16 protein-coding genes are annotated in these 15,207 nt (G+C 71.3%); 7 read left to right on the top strand and 9 right to left on the bottom strand.

The annotated features are described in order from the left end of the window. Positions 1-39: 39 nt before the first annotated feature. From O7635_RS09365 to O7635_RS09350, 4 genes are all read right to left on the bottom strand, one after another. Entirely contained in the window at positions 40-801 is a 762-nt protein-coding gene (locus O7635_RS09365) for a LytTR family DNA-binding domain-containing protein (protein WP_278080021.1), read from the bottom strand. Beyond that, the gene (locus tag O7635_RS09360; protein ID WP_278080020.1) at positions 798-2,015 is read right to left on the bottom strand and encodes a histidine kinase; all 1,218 of its coding nucleotides are present in this window, start codon (positions 2,013-2,015) and stop codon (positions 798-800) included. The genes O7635_RS09365 and O7635_RS09360 overlap by 4 nt, the downstream gene beginning before the upstream one ends. A gap of 49 nt (positions 2,016-2,064) precedes the next feature. Further along, a complete protein-coding gene (locus tag O7635_RS09355) occupies positions 2,065-3,567 on the bottom strand; it encodes a sugar transferase (RefSeq protein ID WP_278085420.1) in 1,503 nt (500 codons plus the stop codon). 302 nt (positions 3,568-3,869) lie between these two features. Further along, a complete protein-coding gene (locus O7635_RS09350) occupies positions 3,870-4,730 on the bottom strand; it encodes a DNA-formamidopyrimidine glycosylase family protein (RefSeq protein WP_278080019.1) in 861 nt (286 codons plus the stop codon). Between the two features lie 26 nt (positions 4,731-4,756). On the opposite strand from O7635_RS09350, the gene O7635_RS09345 reads away from it, so the two are divergent. Next, on the top strand, positions 4,757-5,926 hold the full coding sequence (locus O7635_RS09345) for a glycosyltransferase family 4 protein (RefSeq protein ID WP_278080018.1): 1,170 nt from the start codon (positions 4,757-4,759) through the stop codon (positions 5,924-5,926). A gap of 159 nt (positions 5,927-6,085) precedes the next feature. Here O7635_RS09345 and O7635_RS09340 read toward each other — a convergent pair whose 3' ends face one another. The 5 genes from O7635_RS09340 to O7635_RS09320 all read right to left on the bottom strand — a co-directional run bounded on the left by O7635_RS09340 (position 6,086) and on the right by O7635_RS09320 (position 9,639). Continuing rightward, the gene (locus O7635_RS09340; RefSeq protein ID WP_278080017.1) at positions 6,086-6,802 is read right to left on the bottom strand and encodes a CDP-alcohol phosphatidyltransferase family protein; all 717 of its coding nucleotides are present in this window, start codon (positions 6,800-6,802) and stop codon (positions 6,086-6,088) included. Beyond that, entirely contained in the window at positions 6,777-7,844 is a 1,068-nt protein-coding gene (locus tag O7635_RS09335) for an iron-containing alcohol dehydrogenase family protein (protein ID WP_278080016.1), read from the bottom strand. The genes O7635_RS09340 and O7635_RS09335 overlap by 26 nt, the downstream gene beginning before the upstream one ends. Continuing rightward, positions 7,832-8,563: a phosphocholine cytidylyltransferase family protein gene (locus O7635_RS09330; protein WP_278080015.1), complete on the bottom strand. Its 732-nt coding sequence runs from the start codon at positions 8,561-8,563 to the stop codon at positions 7,832-7,834. The genes O7635_RS09335 and O7635_RS09330 overlap by 13 nt, the downstream gene beginning before the upstream one ends. A gap of 77 nt (positions 8,564-8,640) precedes the next feature. After that, positions 8,641-9,090 (bottom strand): NUDIX domain-containing protein, encoded by a 450-nt coding sequence (locus tag O7635_RS09325; RefSeq protein ID WP_278080014.1) that lies wholly within the window; start codon positions 9,088-9,090, stop codon positions 8,641-8,643. Between the two features lie 33 nt (positions 9,091-9,123). Further along, positions 9,124-9,639 (bottom strand): MarR family winged helix-turn-helix transcriptional regulator, encoded by a 516-nt coding sequence (locus O7635_RS09320; protein ID WP_278080013.1) that lies wholly within the window; start codon positions 9,637-9,639, stop codon positions 9,124-9,126. 59 nt (positions 9,640-9,698) lie between these two features. On the opposite strand from O7635_RS09320, the gene O7635_RS09315 reads away from it, so the two are divergent. The 6 genes from O7635_RS09315 (at position 9,699) to corA (ending at position 15,195) form a co-directional block, all read left to right on the top strand. Then, the gene (locus O7635_RS09315; protein ID WP_278080012.1) at positions 9,699-10,298 is read left to right on the top strand and encodes a hypothetical protein; all 600 of its coding nucleotides are present in this window, start codon (positions 9,699-9,701) and stop codon (positions 10,296-10,298) included. Then, positions 10,295-11,137, top strand: a complete 843-nt coding sequence (locus O7635_RS09310) for an LLM class flavin-dependent oxidoreductase (protein WP_278080011.1) — start codon at positions 10,295-10,297, stop codon at positions 11,135-11,137. Before O7635_RS09315 ends, O7635_RS09310 begins: the two co-directional genes overlap by 4 nt. Positions 11,138-11,209: 72 nt before the next feature. Then, a complete protein-coding gene (locus O7635_RS09305) occupies positions 11,210-11,596 on the top strand; it encodes a CBS domain-containing protein (RefSeq protein ID WP_278080010.1) in 387 nt (128 codons plus the stop codon). Positions 11,597-11,620: 24 nt separating this feature from the next. Beyond that, the gene (locus O7635_RS09300; protein WP_278080009.1) at positions 11,621-12,601 is read left to right on the top strand and encodes a hypothetical protein; all 981 of its coding nucleotides are present in this window, start codon (positions 11,621-11,623) and stop codon (positions 12,599-12,601) included. Positions 12,602-12,625: 24 nt separating this feature from the next. Continuing rightward, entirely contained in the window at positions 12,626-13,720 is a 1,095-nt protein-coding gene (locus tag O7635_RS09295) for a PLP-dependent aminotransferase family protein (protein ID WP_278080008.1), read from the top strand. 341 nt (positions 13,721-14,061) lie between these two features. Then, positions 14,062-15,195 carry a magnesium/cobalt transporter CorA gene (corA, locus tag O7635_RS09290; RefSeq protein WP_278080007.1) on the top strand — a complete coding sequence of 378 codons (1,134 nt, stop codon included), beginning with the start codon at positions 14,062-14,064 and terminating at the stop codon, positions 15,193-15,195. The last annotated feature ends 12 nt before the right edge of the window (positions 15,196-15,207 follow it).

Below are 15,207 nucleotides of genomic sequence, written 5' to 3'. Positions count from 1 at the left end.
ACTTCGCTCTCGTGTCGTCGGCCGTTCGACCGAGATGATCTAGCGGTTCCAGTCCTGTTTCGCGGCGCGGACGAGCTTGTCCTTGAGCTCCCGGGTGTGCCGGCGGGACACGGGAAGTTCGGCCCCGTCGACGATGACGACATAGCCGGAGTTGGCCAGGCGCAGTTCGGCGATCAGGCGCAGCTGCACCAGATAGGAGCGGTGGATGCGGACGAAGCCCGCGTCGGCCCAGCGGTCGGCGAGGGTGGCCAGCGGCACGCGTACGAGATGGGAGCCGTCGGCCGTGTGCAGTCGCGCGTAGTCGCCCTGGGCCTCGACCCAGCGCACCGCCGACCGGGGCAGCATCCGGGTCGTACCGGCCAGCTCCACCGGGATCGTCGGGTCCTCCTCGGCGCGGGCCAGCGCGGCCGGGTGGGTGGGCACCACGCGGCCGCTGACCACGCGCCGGATCGACTCGGCCAGCCGCTCGGCCTGGACCGGCTTGCGGACGTAGTCGGTGACGCCGAGGTCGAAGGCGTCGACGGCGCCGTCGTCGTACGCCGTGACGAAGACGATCGCCGGTGGCCGGGCGAAGCGGCGCAGCACCCGGGCGAGCTCCATGCCGTCGAGGCCCGGCATCCGGATGTCGAGGAAGACGACGTCGACGTCGGCGTCGCGGAGCACGCGCAGGGCCTCGGTGGCGTCGGCCGCGGTGTGCAGCCTGGCTACCCGCGGGTCGGCGCGCAGCAGGTAGGCGAGCTCGTCCAGCGCCGGCGGCTCGTCGTCGACCGCCAGGACGCGCAGGAAGGCGCGATCGGTCATGCCGCGCCACCGGCCGCGTGCACGCCCGGGTGGAACTTCGGCACCCGCATGCTCACCCTGGTTCCCGCTCCGATCCCCGTCTCCACCACCAGACCGAACTGGTCGCCGAACACCGACCGCAGGCGGTCGTCTACATTGGACAACCCGACGTGGGCGCCGGCGTCGTCGACCCCGGCCACGCCGGCCTCGGCCACCCCGGCGACGAGCGCCGCCGGATCCATGCCGACGCCGTCGTCCTCGACGGTGATGTGGCACTCGGCGCCGGCATCACGGGCCTCGATGCTCACCATACCGAGGCCCGGTTTGCGGGACAGTCCGTGCCGCACGGCGTTCTCCACCAGCGGCTGCAGGCAGAGGAACGGCAGGCTGACCGGCAGGACCTCGGGCGCGATCTGCAGCCGCACCTGGAGCCGCTCGCCGAACCGGGCCCGCTCGATCGTCAGGTAGCGGTCGATCGAGCGCAGCTCCTCGGCCAGGGTGGTGAACTCGCCGTGGGCCCGGAAGGAGTAGCGGGTGAACTCGGCGAACTCGAGGATCAGCTCGCGGGCGCGTTCGGGGTCCGTGCGTACGAACGAGGCGATCGCGGTCAGCGCGTTGTAGATGAAGTGGGGGCTGATCTGGGCGCGGAGGGCCTTGACCTCGGCTCGGGCGAGGCGCTCGCGGTTGGAGTCGAGTTCGGCCAGGGCCAGTTGGGTGGCGGCCCAGCGCGCGGTTTCCAGGGTTGCCTGGACCAGGCCCGGGGCGGGTTGGTCGTCGGCCACGGCTACCAGGGCCACCGGGGTTGAGCCGCGGATGGGGGCCACCACCGCCCCGCGGATCTCGCAGTCGACCCGGTCGCAGGGGAGCTCGGCCTGGCGGAGCACCGTCGATCGTCCGGCGGCCAGGGCCTTCTTGGCGGCTGCCTGGAGTTGGTGGGAGTGGTGGCCGCCGCGGCCGTCCAGGGCCAGCAGGGTGTTGTCGTCGGCCAACGCCAGGCCGGGGGCGCCAACCAGGGCTCTCAGGTGTTTGGCGGCCTTGGCCGCGCTGGCGGTTGTCAGGCCGGAGCGGAGCGGTTCGGCGGCCAGGCCCGCCGTGTGGAGGACCTCGTACGTGGCGCGTTGGGTGGCCGTCGCTATGCCCCGGCGGGCCCGGAGGCGGATGACGGCGTAGACGGCGGCTGCGAGCGCGCTGACCAGCGCCAGAACTGCCAGCGCCGTGGAGAGGTCCGCACTCATGCGCGGAATCCTCGCCGCCGCTCGTCGATTACGGAAGCCCTCGGGTGGTCTAGTAGGCGCCCTTGCGGGCGAGGACTACGCCGATCGTGCGCCAGAGGATGCTCAGGTCGTATGCCAGTGACCAGTTGTCCACGTAGTAGAGGTCCAGGCGGACGGCTTCGTCCCAGCTCAGGTCGGAGCGGCCCGAGACCTGCCAGAGGCCCGTGATGCCGGGGCGGACCAGGAGGCGGCGGCGGACGTCGCCCAGGAAGTCGCCGTCGTCGGCCGGGAGGGGGCGGGGGCCGACCAGGGACATCTCGCCCCAGAGGACGTTGATGAGCTGGGGCAGCTCGTCGATCGAGCTGGCCCGCAGGAAGCTGCCGAAGGGGAAGACCCGCGGGTCCTGGCGGATCTTGAAGAGCATGCCGTCGCTCTCGTTCTGGTCGACGAGGGCGGCGAGGCGGTCTTCGGCGTCGACGTACATGGTGCGGAACTTCCACACCCGGAAGGTGCGGCCCTCGTGGCCGACGCGGGGCTGGCGGAAGAAGACCGGGCCCTTGTCGCTGATCTTGATGCCGATCGCGACGGCGGCGAAGACGGGCAGCAGGATGATCAGGCCCAGGGCGGCGACGACGCGGTCCATCATGTTCTTGGCCAGCAGGGCCGGGCCCGACAGCGTCGGCTCTTCGACGTGGAGGAGGGGCAGGCCCTCGATGGGGCGGATGTGCACCCGCGGGCCGGCGATGTCGGTGAGCTGCGGCGCCACCACCAGGTCGACGCCGCTGCCTTCGAGCTGCCAGGCCAGGCGGCGCAGCTCGCCGGGCTCGGCGCTGGCGGAGCCGCAGACGGCGATCGTGTCGGCGCCGAGCTCGCGGACCAGGCCGAGCACGTCGCGGCCGGCGTAGACCGGGACCGGGGTCTCGATGCCGCGGGCCGCCGCGTAGCCGTCGGTGATGTGGATGCCGACCGGGACCAGGCCGGCGGCGGGGTTGCGGGTGACCGCGGTGTAGACCTCGAGCGCCTCGGGAAGCGTGCCGATCAGGATCACCCGGTGGCCGGCCTGGCCGGCGCGGCGGCGGACCAGGTGCAGCGCCTGGCGGGCCAGATAGCGGGCGACCAGGATCAGCAGCAGGGCGCCGAGCAGCACGCTGCCGACCGTCATACGGGAGAGGTCGGTCTTGGTGGCGAAGGCCAGGAACGAGACGAAGGCGGCGACCACGAGCGAGGCGCGGACCACGCGCTTGAACTCGTCGGTGCCCAGGCCCAGGTAACGCCGGTCGTAGGCGCGGTTGGCCCACAGCGTGAAGATCCACCCGCACGGCAGGAACACGTAGGCGATGAGGGCGAACAGCGTCGGGCGGTCCTGGAAGCCGGCCCGCGCCTTCTCGAACTCGGTGACCGCGATGTAGCTGGCCAGCGTGACCGCGCCGAAGTCGAGGACGAGCAGGATGAGGATGAAGGGGCGGTGCCAGCGCGAGACGCGCCGGCGCGCCCGGGCCCAGGCGGAGCGCGGCACACCGTTGGTGGGCGGCGGCGGAGGCACCTGGATCTCGAAGCTGTCGACGTGGCGCACGACGCCGCCGCGGCCGTTGCTGGTCACCGGGCGTTCGAGGCTGGTCGTCACCTCACCTACGCCCTCCCGGCTAACGCGTGCCGCCCACTCGCCGTACGGGCTCGGGTCGCCCACCGCATCAGTCTCCCACGTCAACGGTTACGAACCGTGGACAGAAGACAGACATTACGCCCGGACCCGCCTGAGCGGTCGTCCCCGCGCCGTCGGTGCGGGACCGGGTCACTATACCGATTGTGGCGCGCGGCGGAAGAAGTCAGTTGTGCGTCGAAAAAGGTTCGTACGCAGGGCTTCCAGGCGCTCACTCAGCGCACCAACCGGGACAGCCGTCGATCCGCCAAGGGCTTGCCACCGGTCTGGCAGGTGGGGCAGTACTGCAGGCTCGAGTCGGCGAACGAGACCTCACGCACCGTGTCGCCGCACACCGGGCAGGGCAGTCCGGTGCGGGCGTGCACCTTCATGCCGGAGCGCTTCTCGCCCTTGAGCTCGGCGGCCTTCTGACCCACGGACCGACCGACCGCGTCGTTGAGCACCGTCTGGGTCATTTCGTAGAGCGTCGCCAGCTGCGCGTCGGTCAGCCGGTCGCTCATCGCGAACGGCGACAGCTTGGCGGCATGCAGGATCTCGTCGGAGTACGCGTTGCCGATGCCGGCCAGCACCGACTGGTCCTTGATGATCCCCTTGAGCTGGCCCCGCCGGCTGCGCACCGCGGCCGCGAACGTGGCCTCGTCGGCGGTCAGCGCGTCCGGGCCGAGCTTGGCCACCCCGGGCACGAGGGCCGGATCGGTCACCAGATAGGCGGCGAGCCGTTTCTGCGTGCCGGCCTCGGTCAGGTCGAACCCGGAACCGTCGTCGAGCCGTACCCGCACCGCGATCGGCCCCTTGCCCGGCTTGAGCGGCGCGGCGCTCGGGAAGGAGTCGCGGTAGTGCAGCCACCCGGCCCGGGACAGGTGCACGATCAGATGCACATCGCCCTCGAACGCGATGTCGAGGAATTTGCCGTGCCGCCCGGCTCCGGTGATCTCCTTGCCGGCGACCGCGGAGGGCGGCGGGTCATAGGTCTTCAGCGCGCTGATGGCGGACACCTCGAGCCGCTGGACGCGGTGACCGACGGCACGGTCACGCAGGTATGCGGCGAGCGCTTCCACCTCGGGCAGTTCGGGCACGTCGACAACGGTAGCCTGACGCCACCATGAAGGTCGTCGTCGCGCACAACAGATATCGCGAGGCCCAGCCCTCTGGCGAGAATGTGATCGTCGATCAGGAGATCGACCAGCTCGCCGCGGCGGGGGTCGAGGTGCTGCCGTTCCTGCGCAGCTCCGACGAGATCGCCGACATGTCGCCGGCGGCCAAGGCGCTGCTGCCGGTCTCGCCGATCTACGCGCCCCGGGCGCAGCGCGACCTCGCCGAGCTGATCCGGACACACCGGCCGGACGTGCTGCACCTGCACAACCCGTACCCGTTGATCTCGCCCTGGATCGTGCGGACCGCGCACCGGTTCGGCCTGCCGGTGCTGCAGACCGTGCACAACTACCGCCAGGTGTGCGCGTCCGGGCTCTATTTCCGCGACGGCGGCATCTGCCACGACTGTCGGGGGCGCGCGCTCCCGTTGCCCGCCGTGCGGCACCGGTGCTACCGGGGTTCGGCGGCGCAGAGCGTGGTGATGGCGACCGCGCTGACCGTGCACCGGCCGACGTGGCGATCGGTCGACGGCTACCTGGCCCTGACGGACGCCATCAAAGATCATTTGATCGCGTACGGGATCCCGGCGGACCGGATCACCGTCAAGCCGAACGCGATCCCGGATCCGGGCCCGGCGGCCCCCCTCGGCGACGGCTTCCTGTTCTTCTCGGGCCGGCTCTCCGAGGAGAAGGGCGTCCGGCTGCTGCTCGACGCCTGGCGTCAGCATCCCGACGGCGCCCTAGGCCCACTGCGCATCGCCGGCGACGGCGACCTGCGCCCCCTGGTCGAGTCGGTGGCGGCCGAGCGGGCCGACGTCGACTACCTGGGCCGCCTCGACCGCCCGGGCGTCGCCGCGGCGCTCTCCGCCGCGGCCGTGGTGCTGGTCACCCCGACCTGGCACGACGTGCTGCCGACCGTGGTGCTCGAAGCGCTGGCCGCCGGCCGGCCGGTGCTGGGCACGGCGCTGGGCGGGGTGCCCTACGAGGTCGGTGACGCGGGCTGGACGGTGCCCGCCGAGGCGGCCGCGCTCGCCGCCGCGTTCCCGGTCGCCCGAGCCGAGGCCGCCGCGAAGGCCCCGCTGGCCCGGGCGCGCTACGAGCAGACCTTCCACCCGGACGTGGTGACGAAGCAGCTCCTCGACACCTACGCCCGCCTAACGCAAGCAACGGCCCGTTCCTAACGGTTTCCGCATAAGAACGGCCCGTTGCTAACACGAAGCAAGGGCCCCTTCTTGTCGCTTTCGCTATAGGAAGGGTCCCCTGTTAACGCCGCTGCCGCCGGCGCTGTTAACAAGGGACCCTTCCTATGCGGAAACCGATAAGAAGGGGCCGTTCCTTCGCTAGGAGCGCAGGGCGGTGCGGCCGGTGAAGGCGATGCTGGCCAACAGGAATCCGCCGTTGACGATCGTGAAGGCGACCACCAGCCAGATGGTCCATTGTGGAACAAGCAGGAGCACCAGGCCGGCCAGGAAGATGACGGCTCCGTAGTCGCGGACCAGCTTGACCAGCCGCACCGGCAGCGAGGTGGAGGTGACCATGCTGCCCGCGTTGGGGCCGGCCTGCATCACCGAGGTGACCAGGTTGACCATCCAGGTGCCGGCGAACAGCGCCACCACCCAGGAGGCCGTGGCCGGGTGCTGGTCGACCGCCACGGCGGACAGCGCGGTCACCAGCGAGATCTGCACGGCGATGTCGCACAGCACGTCGACCCGCGCGCCGGCCGGGCTGGTGCGGCCGGCCACCCGGGCCAGCTGCCCGTCGGCGCAGTCGAGGGCATAGGCGAGCTGCCAGCCGAGCAGCGCGACCAGCCCCGCTACCCAGGTCGGCGCGCTCGTCGAGGTCAGGGCGACCACCGCGGCCGACGTGGCCAGGCCGACCACCAGGTTGCCCGCGGTCAGCAGGGTCGGCGACACACCCGTCCGGTACGCCGCCGCGGCGAACAGCGCGCCCACCCGCTGGCTCAGGCCCTCGCTGAACAGCCCGCCGCCCCGGTTGACCCGGTAGAACTCGGCCGGTCCCGGCGGCGCCGGCTCAGCCGACAAGGTCGCGGAGCGCATCGGCATACCCCTTCAGACGGGCGTCGATCTCGGCGGGCGACAGCTTGAGGTGCTCGAGGATCGTGTAGCGGTCGGGCCGGGTCGACGGAGCCTGGGCCACCGCGAGCCCGAACTGCTGGTCGGTCAGCCCGAGCTCGGCCGGCGTCACCGGCAGCCCGTGCCGCCGCAGGCAGGCCGCGAGCTGGGCGAACCGCTCCTGGTCGCCGCGGAGATAGGTGCAGAACAGCGCGCCGAGGCCGACCTGCTCGCCGTGCGAGCCGGTGCCGGGATAGAGGTGGTCGATCGCGTGCGAGATCTCGTGGCAGCCGCCGCTGGCCGGCCGGGACGACTCGGCCACCGCCATCGAGATGCCACCCATGATCAGCGCCTCGGCCAGCGTGGTCAGGAACGCGTCGTCGCCGATCTTGCCCGGGTGGTTGACCAGCGCCTCGGCGCCGCTGCGGGACAGCGCGACGGCCAGCCCGTCGATCGCCTCGCCGCGCTCGCGGTGGGCCAGCTCCCAGTCGGCCACGGCGCTGAGGTTGGACAGCGCGTCGCCGATCCCGGCCTGGGTCTGCCGGTCCGGGCCGTTCTCGACGAAGTCGAGGTCGACCACGATGGCCAGCGGGATCTGCACGCCGTAGGAGCCGCGCCGGCCGTCGAGGTCGAGCGAGGCGACCGGCGAGCACACGCCGTCGTTGGCCAGGCTGGTCGCCACCGTGACCATCGGGATGCCCAGCCGGGTCGCGGCGTACTTCGTGGTGTCGATGGTCTTGCCACCGCCGATGCCGACCACCGCGTCGTAGTTGCGCCGGCGCAGGTCCTGGCTCAGCTCCATCGCGGAGTCGATCGTGCCGCCGCAGATGTGGAACAGGTCCGCGTTGCCCAGCGACGGGCGCACCAGCTCGGCGATCCGCTCGCCCTGGCCGGGACCCACCACGACGGCCACATCGCCACCGCCGGAGATCCGCCGGTCGTGCAGCAGCGTGCCCAGCTCGGCGACGGCGCCGCGGCGCACCTCGATGGCCAGCGGCGTGGTGACGGTGCGGGCTAGTAGTGGCACGCGATCTCCCGGGCTCGGGCCAGGTCGGCGTGGTTGTCGACCTCCACCCAGGGGATGTCGCCGATCGTCACCGCCCGGACCTCGCCGCCGCGGTTCGCGTACTCCTGGTAGCCGTCTTCGTAGTAGAGGTTGGGGTCGCGGCGCCAGGTGGCCTCCAGCGCCTCGGCGACGCCCGCGGCCGCCGACGCCTCGATCAGCGTGGCGCCGATGTATTCACCGAAGGCCTCGGCCGGGTCCATCAGCTTGGTGATCCGGGTGAGCTGGCCGGACGCGTCGAAGGTGGTCTTCATCTCCTCGTCGGCCAGCGACTTCACGTCGTCGACGGCGAGCAGCACCCCGGGGCCGCGGTTGGCCAGCAGCGTCTGCTCGACCGAGACCGGGTGCACGGTGTCGCCGTTGACCAGCAGCGCGCCGCCGGCGAACTGGTCGCGAGCAAGCCAAAGGGAGTACGCGTTGTTCCACTCCTCGGCCTTGTCGTTGTGCACGAGGTTGAGCGTGACGCCGTAGCGGGACTCCAGATCGGGCCGGCGCTTCTCGACGGTCTCCGCCGCGTAGCCCACCACGACCGCGATGTCGGTCAGCCCGACCGCGGCGAGGTTGCGCAGCGCGATGTCGAGAATGGTGGTCTCACCGTCGACCGGCACGAGGGCCTTGGGCAGCGTGTCGGTGTAGGGGCGCAACCGCCGGCCGGCGCCGGCTGCGAGCACAAGGCCGATCATCCGGCGCTTCCTCCAGGGGGTGCAGCAGGTGTACGGGAAGAAAACTCTTCCCGACAGGAGGATAGCGGTGCGCTGGCCTACAAGCCGATCTGGCGCAAAAGGGCGAAACCGCCCTCGACGATCTGGCGAACGAGACCGTCGTCGATGCCGTTGTTCTCGTCCAGCACGTCGACCTCGTCGCGCGTGATCCACCGGAAGGCGGTGTGTTTGCCCGCCTCGAGGCGGGGCCGGGCCAGGTCACCGTCGACCCGGATCAGGAAGTCGGTCTCCAGCCGCTCCAGCCCGTCGTTGCCCAGATAGCGGTGTTCGCCGATGGTGCCGAGCACGATCGACACCCGCCAGCCGGTCTCCTCGGTGACCTCGCGGTGCAGCGCTTCCTCGAGGCTCTCGCCCGGCTCCAGATGGCCGCCGACGATGTCCCAGGTGTCGGGGAACAGCTTGCGGGTCGCGGAGCGTCGCTGGATGAACACCCGCCCGTCGTCGTCGACGATCACGCCTGCGGCGCAGAGCAAAGGTTCGACGGCCACGCACCGAATCTAGTCAGCGCGATCCATTTCCTGCTAGCGGCCGGCGGCTCCTTCGCGCTGTGTGCGCGGGCTGCCACGACGAGCGGGGTCCGGCGGCGTCGCCCGCTCCAGGTGGGCCAGCACCTTGCCGGAGATCCGGGTCAGCGCGGCCAGGTCGGCCGGGTCGAGCAGGTCGATGAAGTGCCGCCGGACGGACGCCACGTGCAACCGGGCCGCGGCCTGGATGGTCGCCCAGCCCGCGTCGGTGAGCACCACCGTGGCGCTGCGGCCGTCGCCGGCGAAGTCGTCGCGGGTGACCAGGCCGCGCTGCTGCATCCGGCTGACGTGGTGGGACAGGCGGCTGACCGACCAGCGGATCGCGCTGGCGAGCTCGCCGAGCCGCATCCGGTGGCCGGGCGCGTCGGAGACGGTCGAGAGCACGTCGTAGTCGGCGTCGGAGAGCCCCGAGTCGGCCGCCAGGTCGCGGGTGATCTGGAGGTCGAGCAGCGTGCGCAGCCGCCGGTAGCCGAGCCAGGCGCGCATCTCGTCGTCGGTCAACCAGCGGGTCATCACATCAGCCTAGACACTCTGCTTGACATGTCAAACAGAACGCGCCTAGTCTGCTTGACATGTCAAACAGGTTGCTGCGGCTCTTCGCCGGACTGGTGCTCTTCGGCATCAGCCTCGCGCTGATGGTGCGGGCCGACCTCGGCCTCGGGCCGTGGGACGTCTTCCACCAGGGCGTCGCCGAGCGGGTCGGGCTGTCCATCGGGTTGGTCGTCAACCTCACCGCGGTCGTGGTGCTGCTGCTCTGGATCCCGCTGCGGCAACGGCCGGGCATCGGCACGGTCGCCAACGTCGTCGTGGTCGGCCTGGTCACCGACGGCACGCTGTGGTTGCTGCCGGAGATCGACCCGTTGGCGGCCCGCATCGGGCTGCTGGTCGCCGGCATCCTCGCCAACGCGGTCGCGACCGGCCTCTACGTCGGCGCCGGCCTCGGCCCCGGCCCGCGCGACGGGCTGATGACCGGCCTCGCCGCCCGCGGCCACTCGATCCGGCTCGTCCGCACCGGCATCGAGCTCGCCGTGCTGGCCATCGGGTTCGCGCTCGGTGGCTCGGTCGGCTTCGGCACGATCGCGTACGCCCTGGCCATCGGGCCTTTGGTCGGGGTCTTCCTGCCCCGGCTGACCATCGCACCGCGCCCCGTCGCGAATGGAGAGACAGCATGATCTTGTTCGGACTGGACGTGCCCGCGACCACCGGCGCCGGTGAGTTGTTCGTCGAACCGGTCGCCGCCGCCCGCGCCGCCGAGGCCGCCGGCTTCGACTTCGTGTCGGCCAACGACCACCCCTGCGGCACCGACCCCGGCTTCGAGAACTGGACGTTGCTCACCTGGCTGCTGGCCAACACGCAGCGGTTGCGGGTGCTGCCGCGGGTGCTCGGCGTGCCCTACCGCCGGCCGCCGATGGTGGCGAAGATGGCCGAGACGCTCGACCGGCTCTCCGGCGGCCGGCTGCTGGGGCTCGGCCTCGGCGGCGGCTCGGCCGACCACGAGTTCCGCGCGTTCGGCATCGGGGTGCCGTCGCCGCGCGACAAGGTCGACGGGCTCACCGAGGCGATCCAGGTGATCCGTGGGCTGTGGACGCAGCCCTCGCTGACCTTCGCCGGGCGGATCCACCACACGGAGGACGCCACCATCACGCCCCGCCCGGAGCGGCCGATCCCGATCTGGGTCGGCACCTACGGCCCGCGGGCGCTGGCGATGACCGGCCGGCTCGCCGACGGCTGGATCCCGTCGCTCGGCCACGCACCGCCGGAGGCCATCCCGGCCATGCGGGAGCGCATCGCCCGCGCGGCTGACGCCGCCGGCCGGTCCATCGAGGAGATCAGCGGCTGCTATTACCTCGACGTGCCGGCGGGCGGGGCCGACGAGGTGGCCGAGACACTGCTGAGCTACGTGCGGCTGGGGTTCACGGCGTTCAACTTCGCGGTCCCTGGGGCCGGTCGGGACGAGCGGGTCGCGTGGCTCGGCGCCGAGGTGTTGCCCCTGGTACGACAGGCGGGCTGACGGCGCAAGTCTTGTGGTTCTGTCCCGGCAGGACCACTATGTCCGTACGGTGGCCTTCAAGGGGGATGTGTCATGCAGGTTCGTGATGCCATGTCCAAGCAGGTTCTCGTGGTCGGTCCCGAACACACGCTCCGGCAGGCCGCCAGCATGATGGCCACCCGCCGGGTGGGGTCCGCCATCGTCGTCGATCCGGACGCCCAAGGGATCGGCATCATGACCGAACGCGACGTGCTCTACGCGATAGGCGGCAACCTCGACCCCGACGTGGAGACGGTCGGCGCCCACATCACCTGGGACGTGGTCTATGCCGGTCCTGAGTGGACGCTCGAAGAGGCGGCGCTGGCGATGTCCCGCGGCGGCTTCCGGCACCTCGTGGTGCTCGAGGGCACCGAGGTGATCGGGGTGGTTTCCGTTCGCGACATCATGCGGGTCTGGGCGGCGGACCGCGAGCGCGTCTGATCATTTGGCGGCAAACTGAGCGGTATGACGGGACGCACGGTCCACGGCTCGACGACCGAGATGATCCAGGCGGTCGCGGCGGGTCGACCCGTGCGCCGTGAGCCCGCGCCCGACGACGACGGCCCCGAGGTGCTGTCGATCGGCGACGAGCGGTTCCGCCTCGAACGGCTCGGGCGGCCACTCGACTGGGTGATGCGCGCCCTGGGCGACGGCGCCGACGGCCGGGCGCCCTGGACGGTGCTGCTGTGGCAGGGCGGCCTGCTCGACCGGCTGCCCCGCACGGTCGACCACACGATCGCCGGCGTGAGCTGGGACCCCACCACCGAGATCGCTGACCTGCTGGTGCTCGACGAGGCGCGGTCCTCCGTACCGTGGGATGTCGATCTCGAAGGGCACCGCCGCGTTTTGGACCACATGGCCGCCCTGCACGCCCGGTTCTGGCACTTCACCGACCCGGTCGGGCTCGCCCCGCCGGGCGCCCGTTACACCGCGCTCGCGCCCTCGACCGGCATCCGGGAGGCCAGCTCCGGCGCCGACGGCCTGGTGGTCGGCTGGGCCGCGCTCGCCGCCGACCAGCCCGCGGCCCACGAGGTGGCGCTCGCCCTCGCGATCGAGCCGGCGCCCCTGCTGGCCGCCTTCGACGGGCTCCCGAAGACGCTGGTCAACGGCGACTGGCGCTACGGCAACCTGCGCCCGCTGGCCGACGGTCGCACCGCGCTGCTCGGCTGGGGCTGGGCCGGGGCCGCGGGCAGCTGCGTCGACCTGGCGGGCTACCTCGCGCTCAACGCCGGCCGTCTGCCGGAGTCGAAGAACGACACGATCGAGGCGTTCCGGCTCGCGCTGGAGCGTCGCAAGGTCGACACCGCCGGCTGGTGGGAGCGGCAGCTGGAGCTGGCCCTGCTCGGCGCGTTCGTCCAGCTGGGCTGGTCGAAGACGACCGACCAGCCGGAGCTGGCCTGGTGGATCGACCGGGTGCTGCCGACCGCCCGCACGTTGCCCGACTGACCTGCGGGCCTACGCTGGTTAGCCATGACCGCCGCGCAGCTCATCTCGTTCGCCCGTGGGGCGCCCTCGCTGGACATCGTCGACATCGAAGGGCTCAAGGCCGCCGCCGTGCGCGCCTTCGACGCCGACCCGGGTGGCGTCACCGCCTACGGCACGTCCGTCGGCTACCTCCCGCTGCGCAAGTGGATCGCCGAGAAGCACGGCGTCGCCCCGGAGCAGGTGCTGGTCACCAACGGCTCGCTGCAGGCCGACGCGTTCCTCTTCGACCACCTGGTCGGCCCCGGCGACGCGGTCGTGGTGGAGCGGCCGACCTACGACCGCACGCTGCTCAACCTGCGCACCAAGGGCGGCGAGGTGCACGCCGTCACCACCGGGCCGGACGGCATCGACGTCGACGAGCTGCGCAAGCTGCTGGAGTCGGGCGTCCGCCCCAAGCTCGCCCACATCATCCCGAACTTCCAGAACCCGGCCGGTGTCACGCTCTCGGAGGAGAAGCGGCGCGCGCTGCTCGACCTGGCCGCCGAGTACGGCTTCACGATCTTCGAGGACGACCCGTACGCGGACATCCGGTTCCGTGGTGACGCGCTGCCCTCGATGCTGTCGATGGACGACAAGGGCGTGGTGGTGCACGCGTCCAGCTTCACCAAGACGGTGTGCCCGGGCGTCCGGGTCGGCTACCTCGTCGGGCCGGCGCCGCTGATCGCCGACATCGCCAAGAAGGCCACCAACCTCTACATCTCGCCGGGCATGGTGGCGCAGGCGATCGTCTACCAGTTCGCCGTCGCCGGTGACCTCGACCGGTCCATCGAGACCGTCTGCGCGGCGCTCGCCGAGCGGGTCCGGGTGCTGGCCGGCGCGCTCCGCGAGCACATTCCGGGCGTCTCGTTCACCGAGCCCGACGGTGGCTACTTCCTGTGGGTCGACTTCCCGGACGACGTCGACGTCGACAAGCTGCTGCCCGCGGCGACCGCGCGCGGCGTGGCCGTGGTCAAGGGCAGCGACTTCCTGCTCGAGGGCGGCAAGCACGCGCTGCGGCTCGCCTACTCGGCCGTGACGGTCGACGAGATCGACGAAGGGGTGCGTCGCCTGGCGGCGGCCATCGAGGATATCCGCGGCTAACGGGGACGACCAACAGCACTCTGTCGGATTCCCGACAGAGTGCCCCATCCGTGTGACGAGGGGCTGCTCCGGCACGGGTCGACGGTGAACAATGCGAGCCACCGGTCGGTCCGGTGTCACCTGTTTGGCTGACCGACCCCCTCAGCACTACCCCGCCCCCGATGGCGCCGGGTGGGCCGCTCGCACCCACCCCCCGACGCGGCCGGTCCACCCGGCGCCCCCCGGGCGGTGGTGAGCTGCGCACACCTTCCTGACGAGATCCTGACGGGCTGCGGCCACCTACCGGGCGTAGCCTGCTCTACGGCCCATCCGGGTTGCCGGGTTCGGAGGGAGGCGTGTCAATGGCAAACGACGCCGACAAGGCCGGTCAGGTTCGCCACAGAACCAGGTCGTGGAGCGATCCCGTCCGCGCGATGACCCGCATCCTCGGTCCGGCCGAACCCAAGCCCGTGCCCGCTCCCGGTTTCAAGGGTCGCGACAAGATCGTCGACTGTGCGCTGTATCTCGACGGCGTGCGTCAGCCCGGCGAGTGGGCGCCGGAGGACGCGCTGCACGCGGCGCGTGCGGAGACCGGCGACGCGTTCGTCTGGATCGGGCTGCACGAGCCGAGCCTCGCCACGATGGCCGGCATCGCCGAGACCTTCGAGCTGCACGAGCTCGCCGTCGAAGACGCGGTGCACGCCGAGCAGCGGCCCAAGCTGGAGCAGTTCGGCGAGATCAACTCGCTGGTGCTGCGGACCGCGCGTTACGTGCGGCACACCGAGCTGACCGAGAACACGGAGGTCGTCGAGACCGGTCAGGTGATGCTGTTCATCGGGCCGGAGTTCGTGATCACGGTGCGGCACGGCGACGCGTGCAAGCTGGCGCCGGTGCGGGCCGGGCTCGAGCAACGCAAGGAGCTGCTGGCCCAGGGACCCTGGGCGGTCGCGTACGCCATCGCCGACCACGTCGTCGACCTCTACATCGACGTCAGCGACCGGATCGAGGACGACCTCGACGACCTGGAGACCCAGGTCTTCGCCCGCCAGGTGCAGGGCCGGATCCAGCGGATCTACCAAATGAAGCGCGAGCTGGTCGAGTTCAAGCGGGCCGTGGTCCCGCTGCTCCGGCCGATCATGCAGCTCACCGAGTCGACCAACCGGCACGTGCCCAAGGAGATCCGGCGGTTCTTCCGCGACGTGCAGGACCACCTGATCCGGGTCGCCGAGCAGGTGAACGGCTACGACGACCTGCTCAACTCGATCCTCCAGGCACGGTTGGCGCAGGTCTCCGTCGAGCAGAACAACGACATGCGCAAGATCGCGTCCTGGGCCGCCATCTTCGCCGTGGAGACCTTCATCGCCGGCATCTACGGCATGAACTTCCCGGACATGCCCGAGTTCCGCTGGCAGTACGGCTATCCGGCCGTGCTCACCCTGATGCTGATCGCCGCGATCATCCTCTACCGCTGGTTCCGCCGCTCCGGCTGGCTTTAGTCACCGCGCGAA

The sequence above is a fragment of the Asanoa sp. WMMD1127 genome (genome assembly GCF_029626225.1).
GTDB lineage: Bacteria > Actinomycetota > Actinomycetes > Mycobacteriales > Micromonosporaceae > Asanoa.
This window is presented reverse-complemented; position numbering and strand designations above follow the sequence as displayed.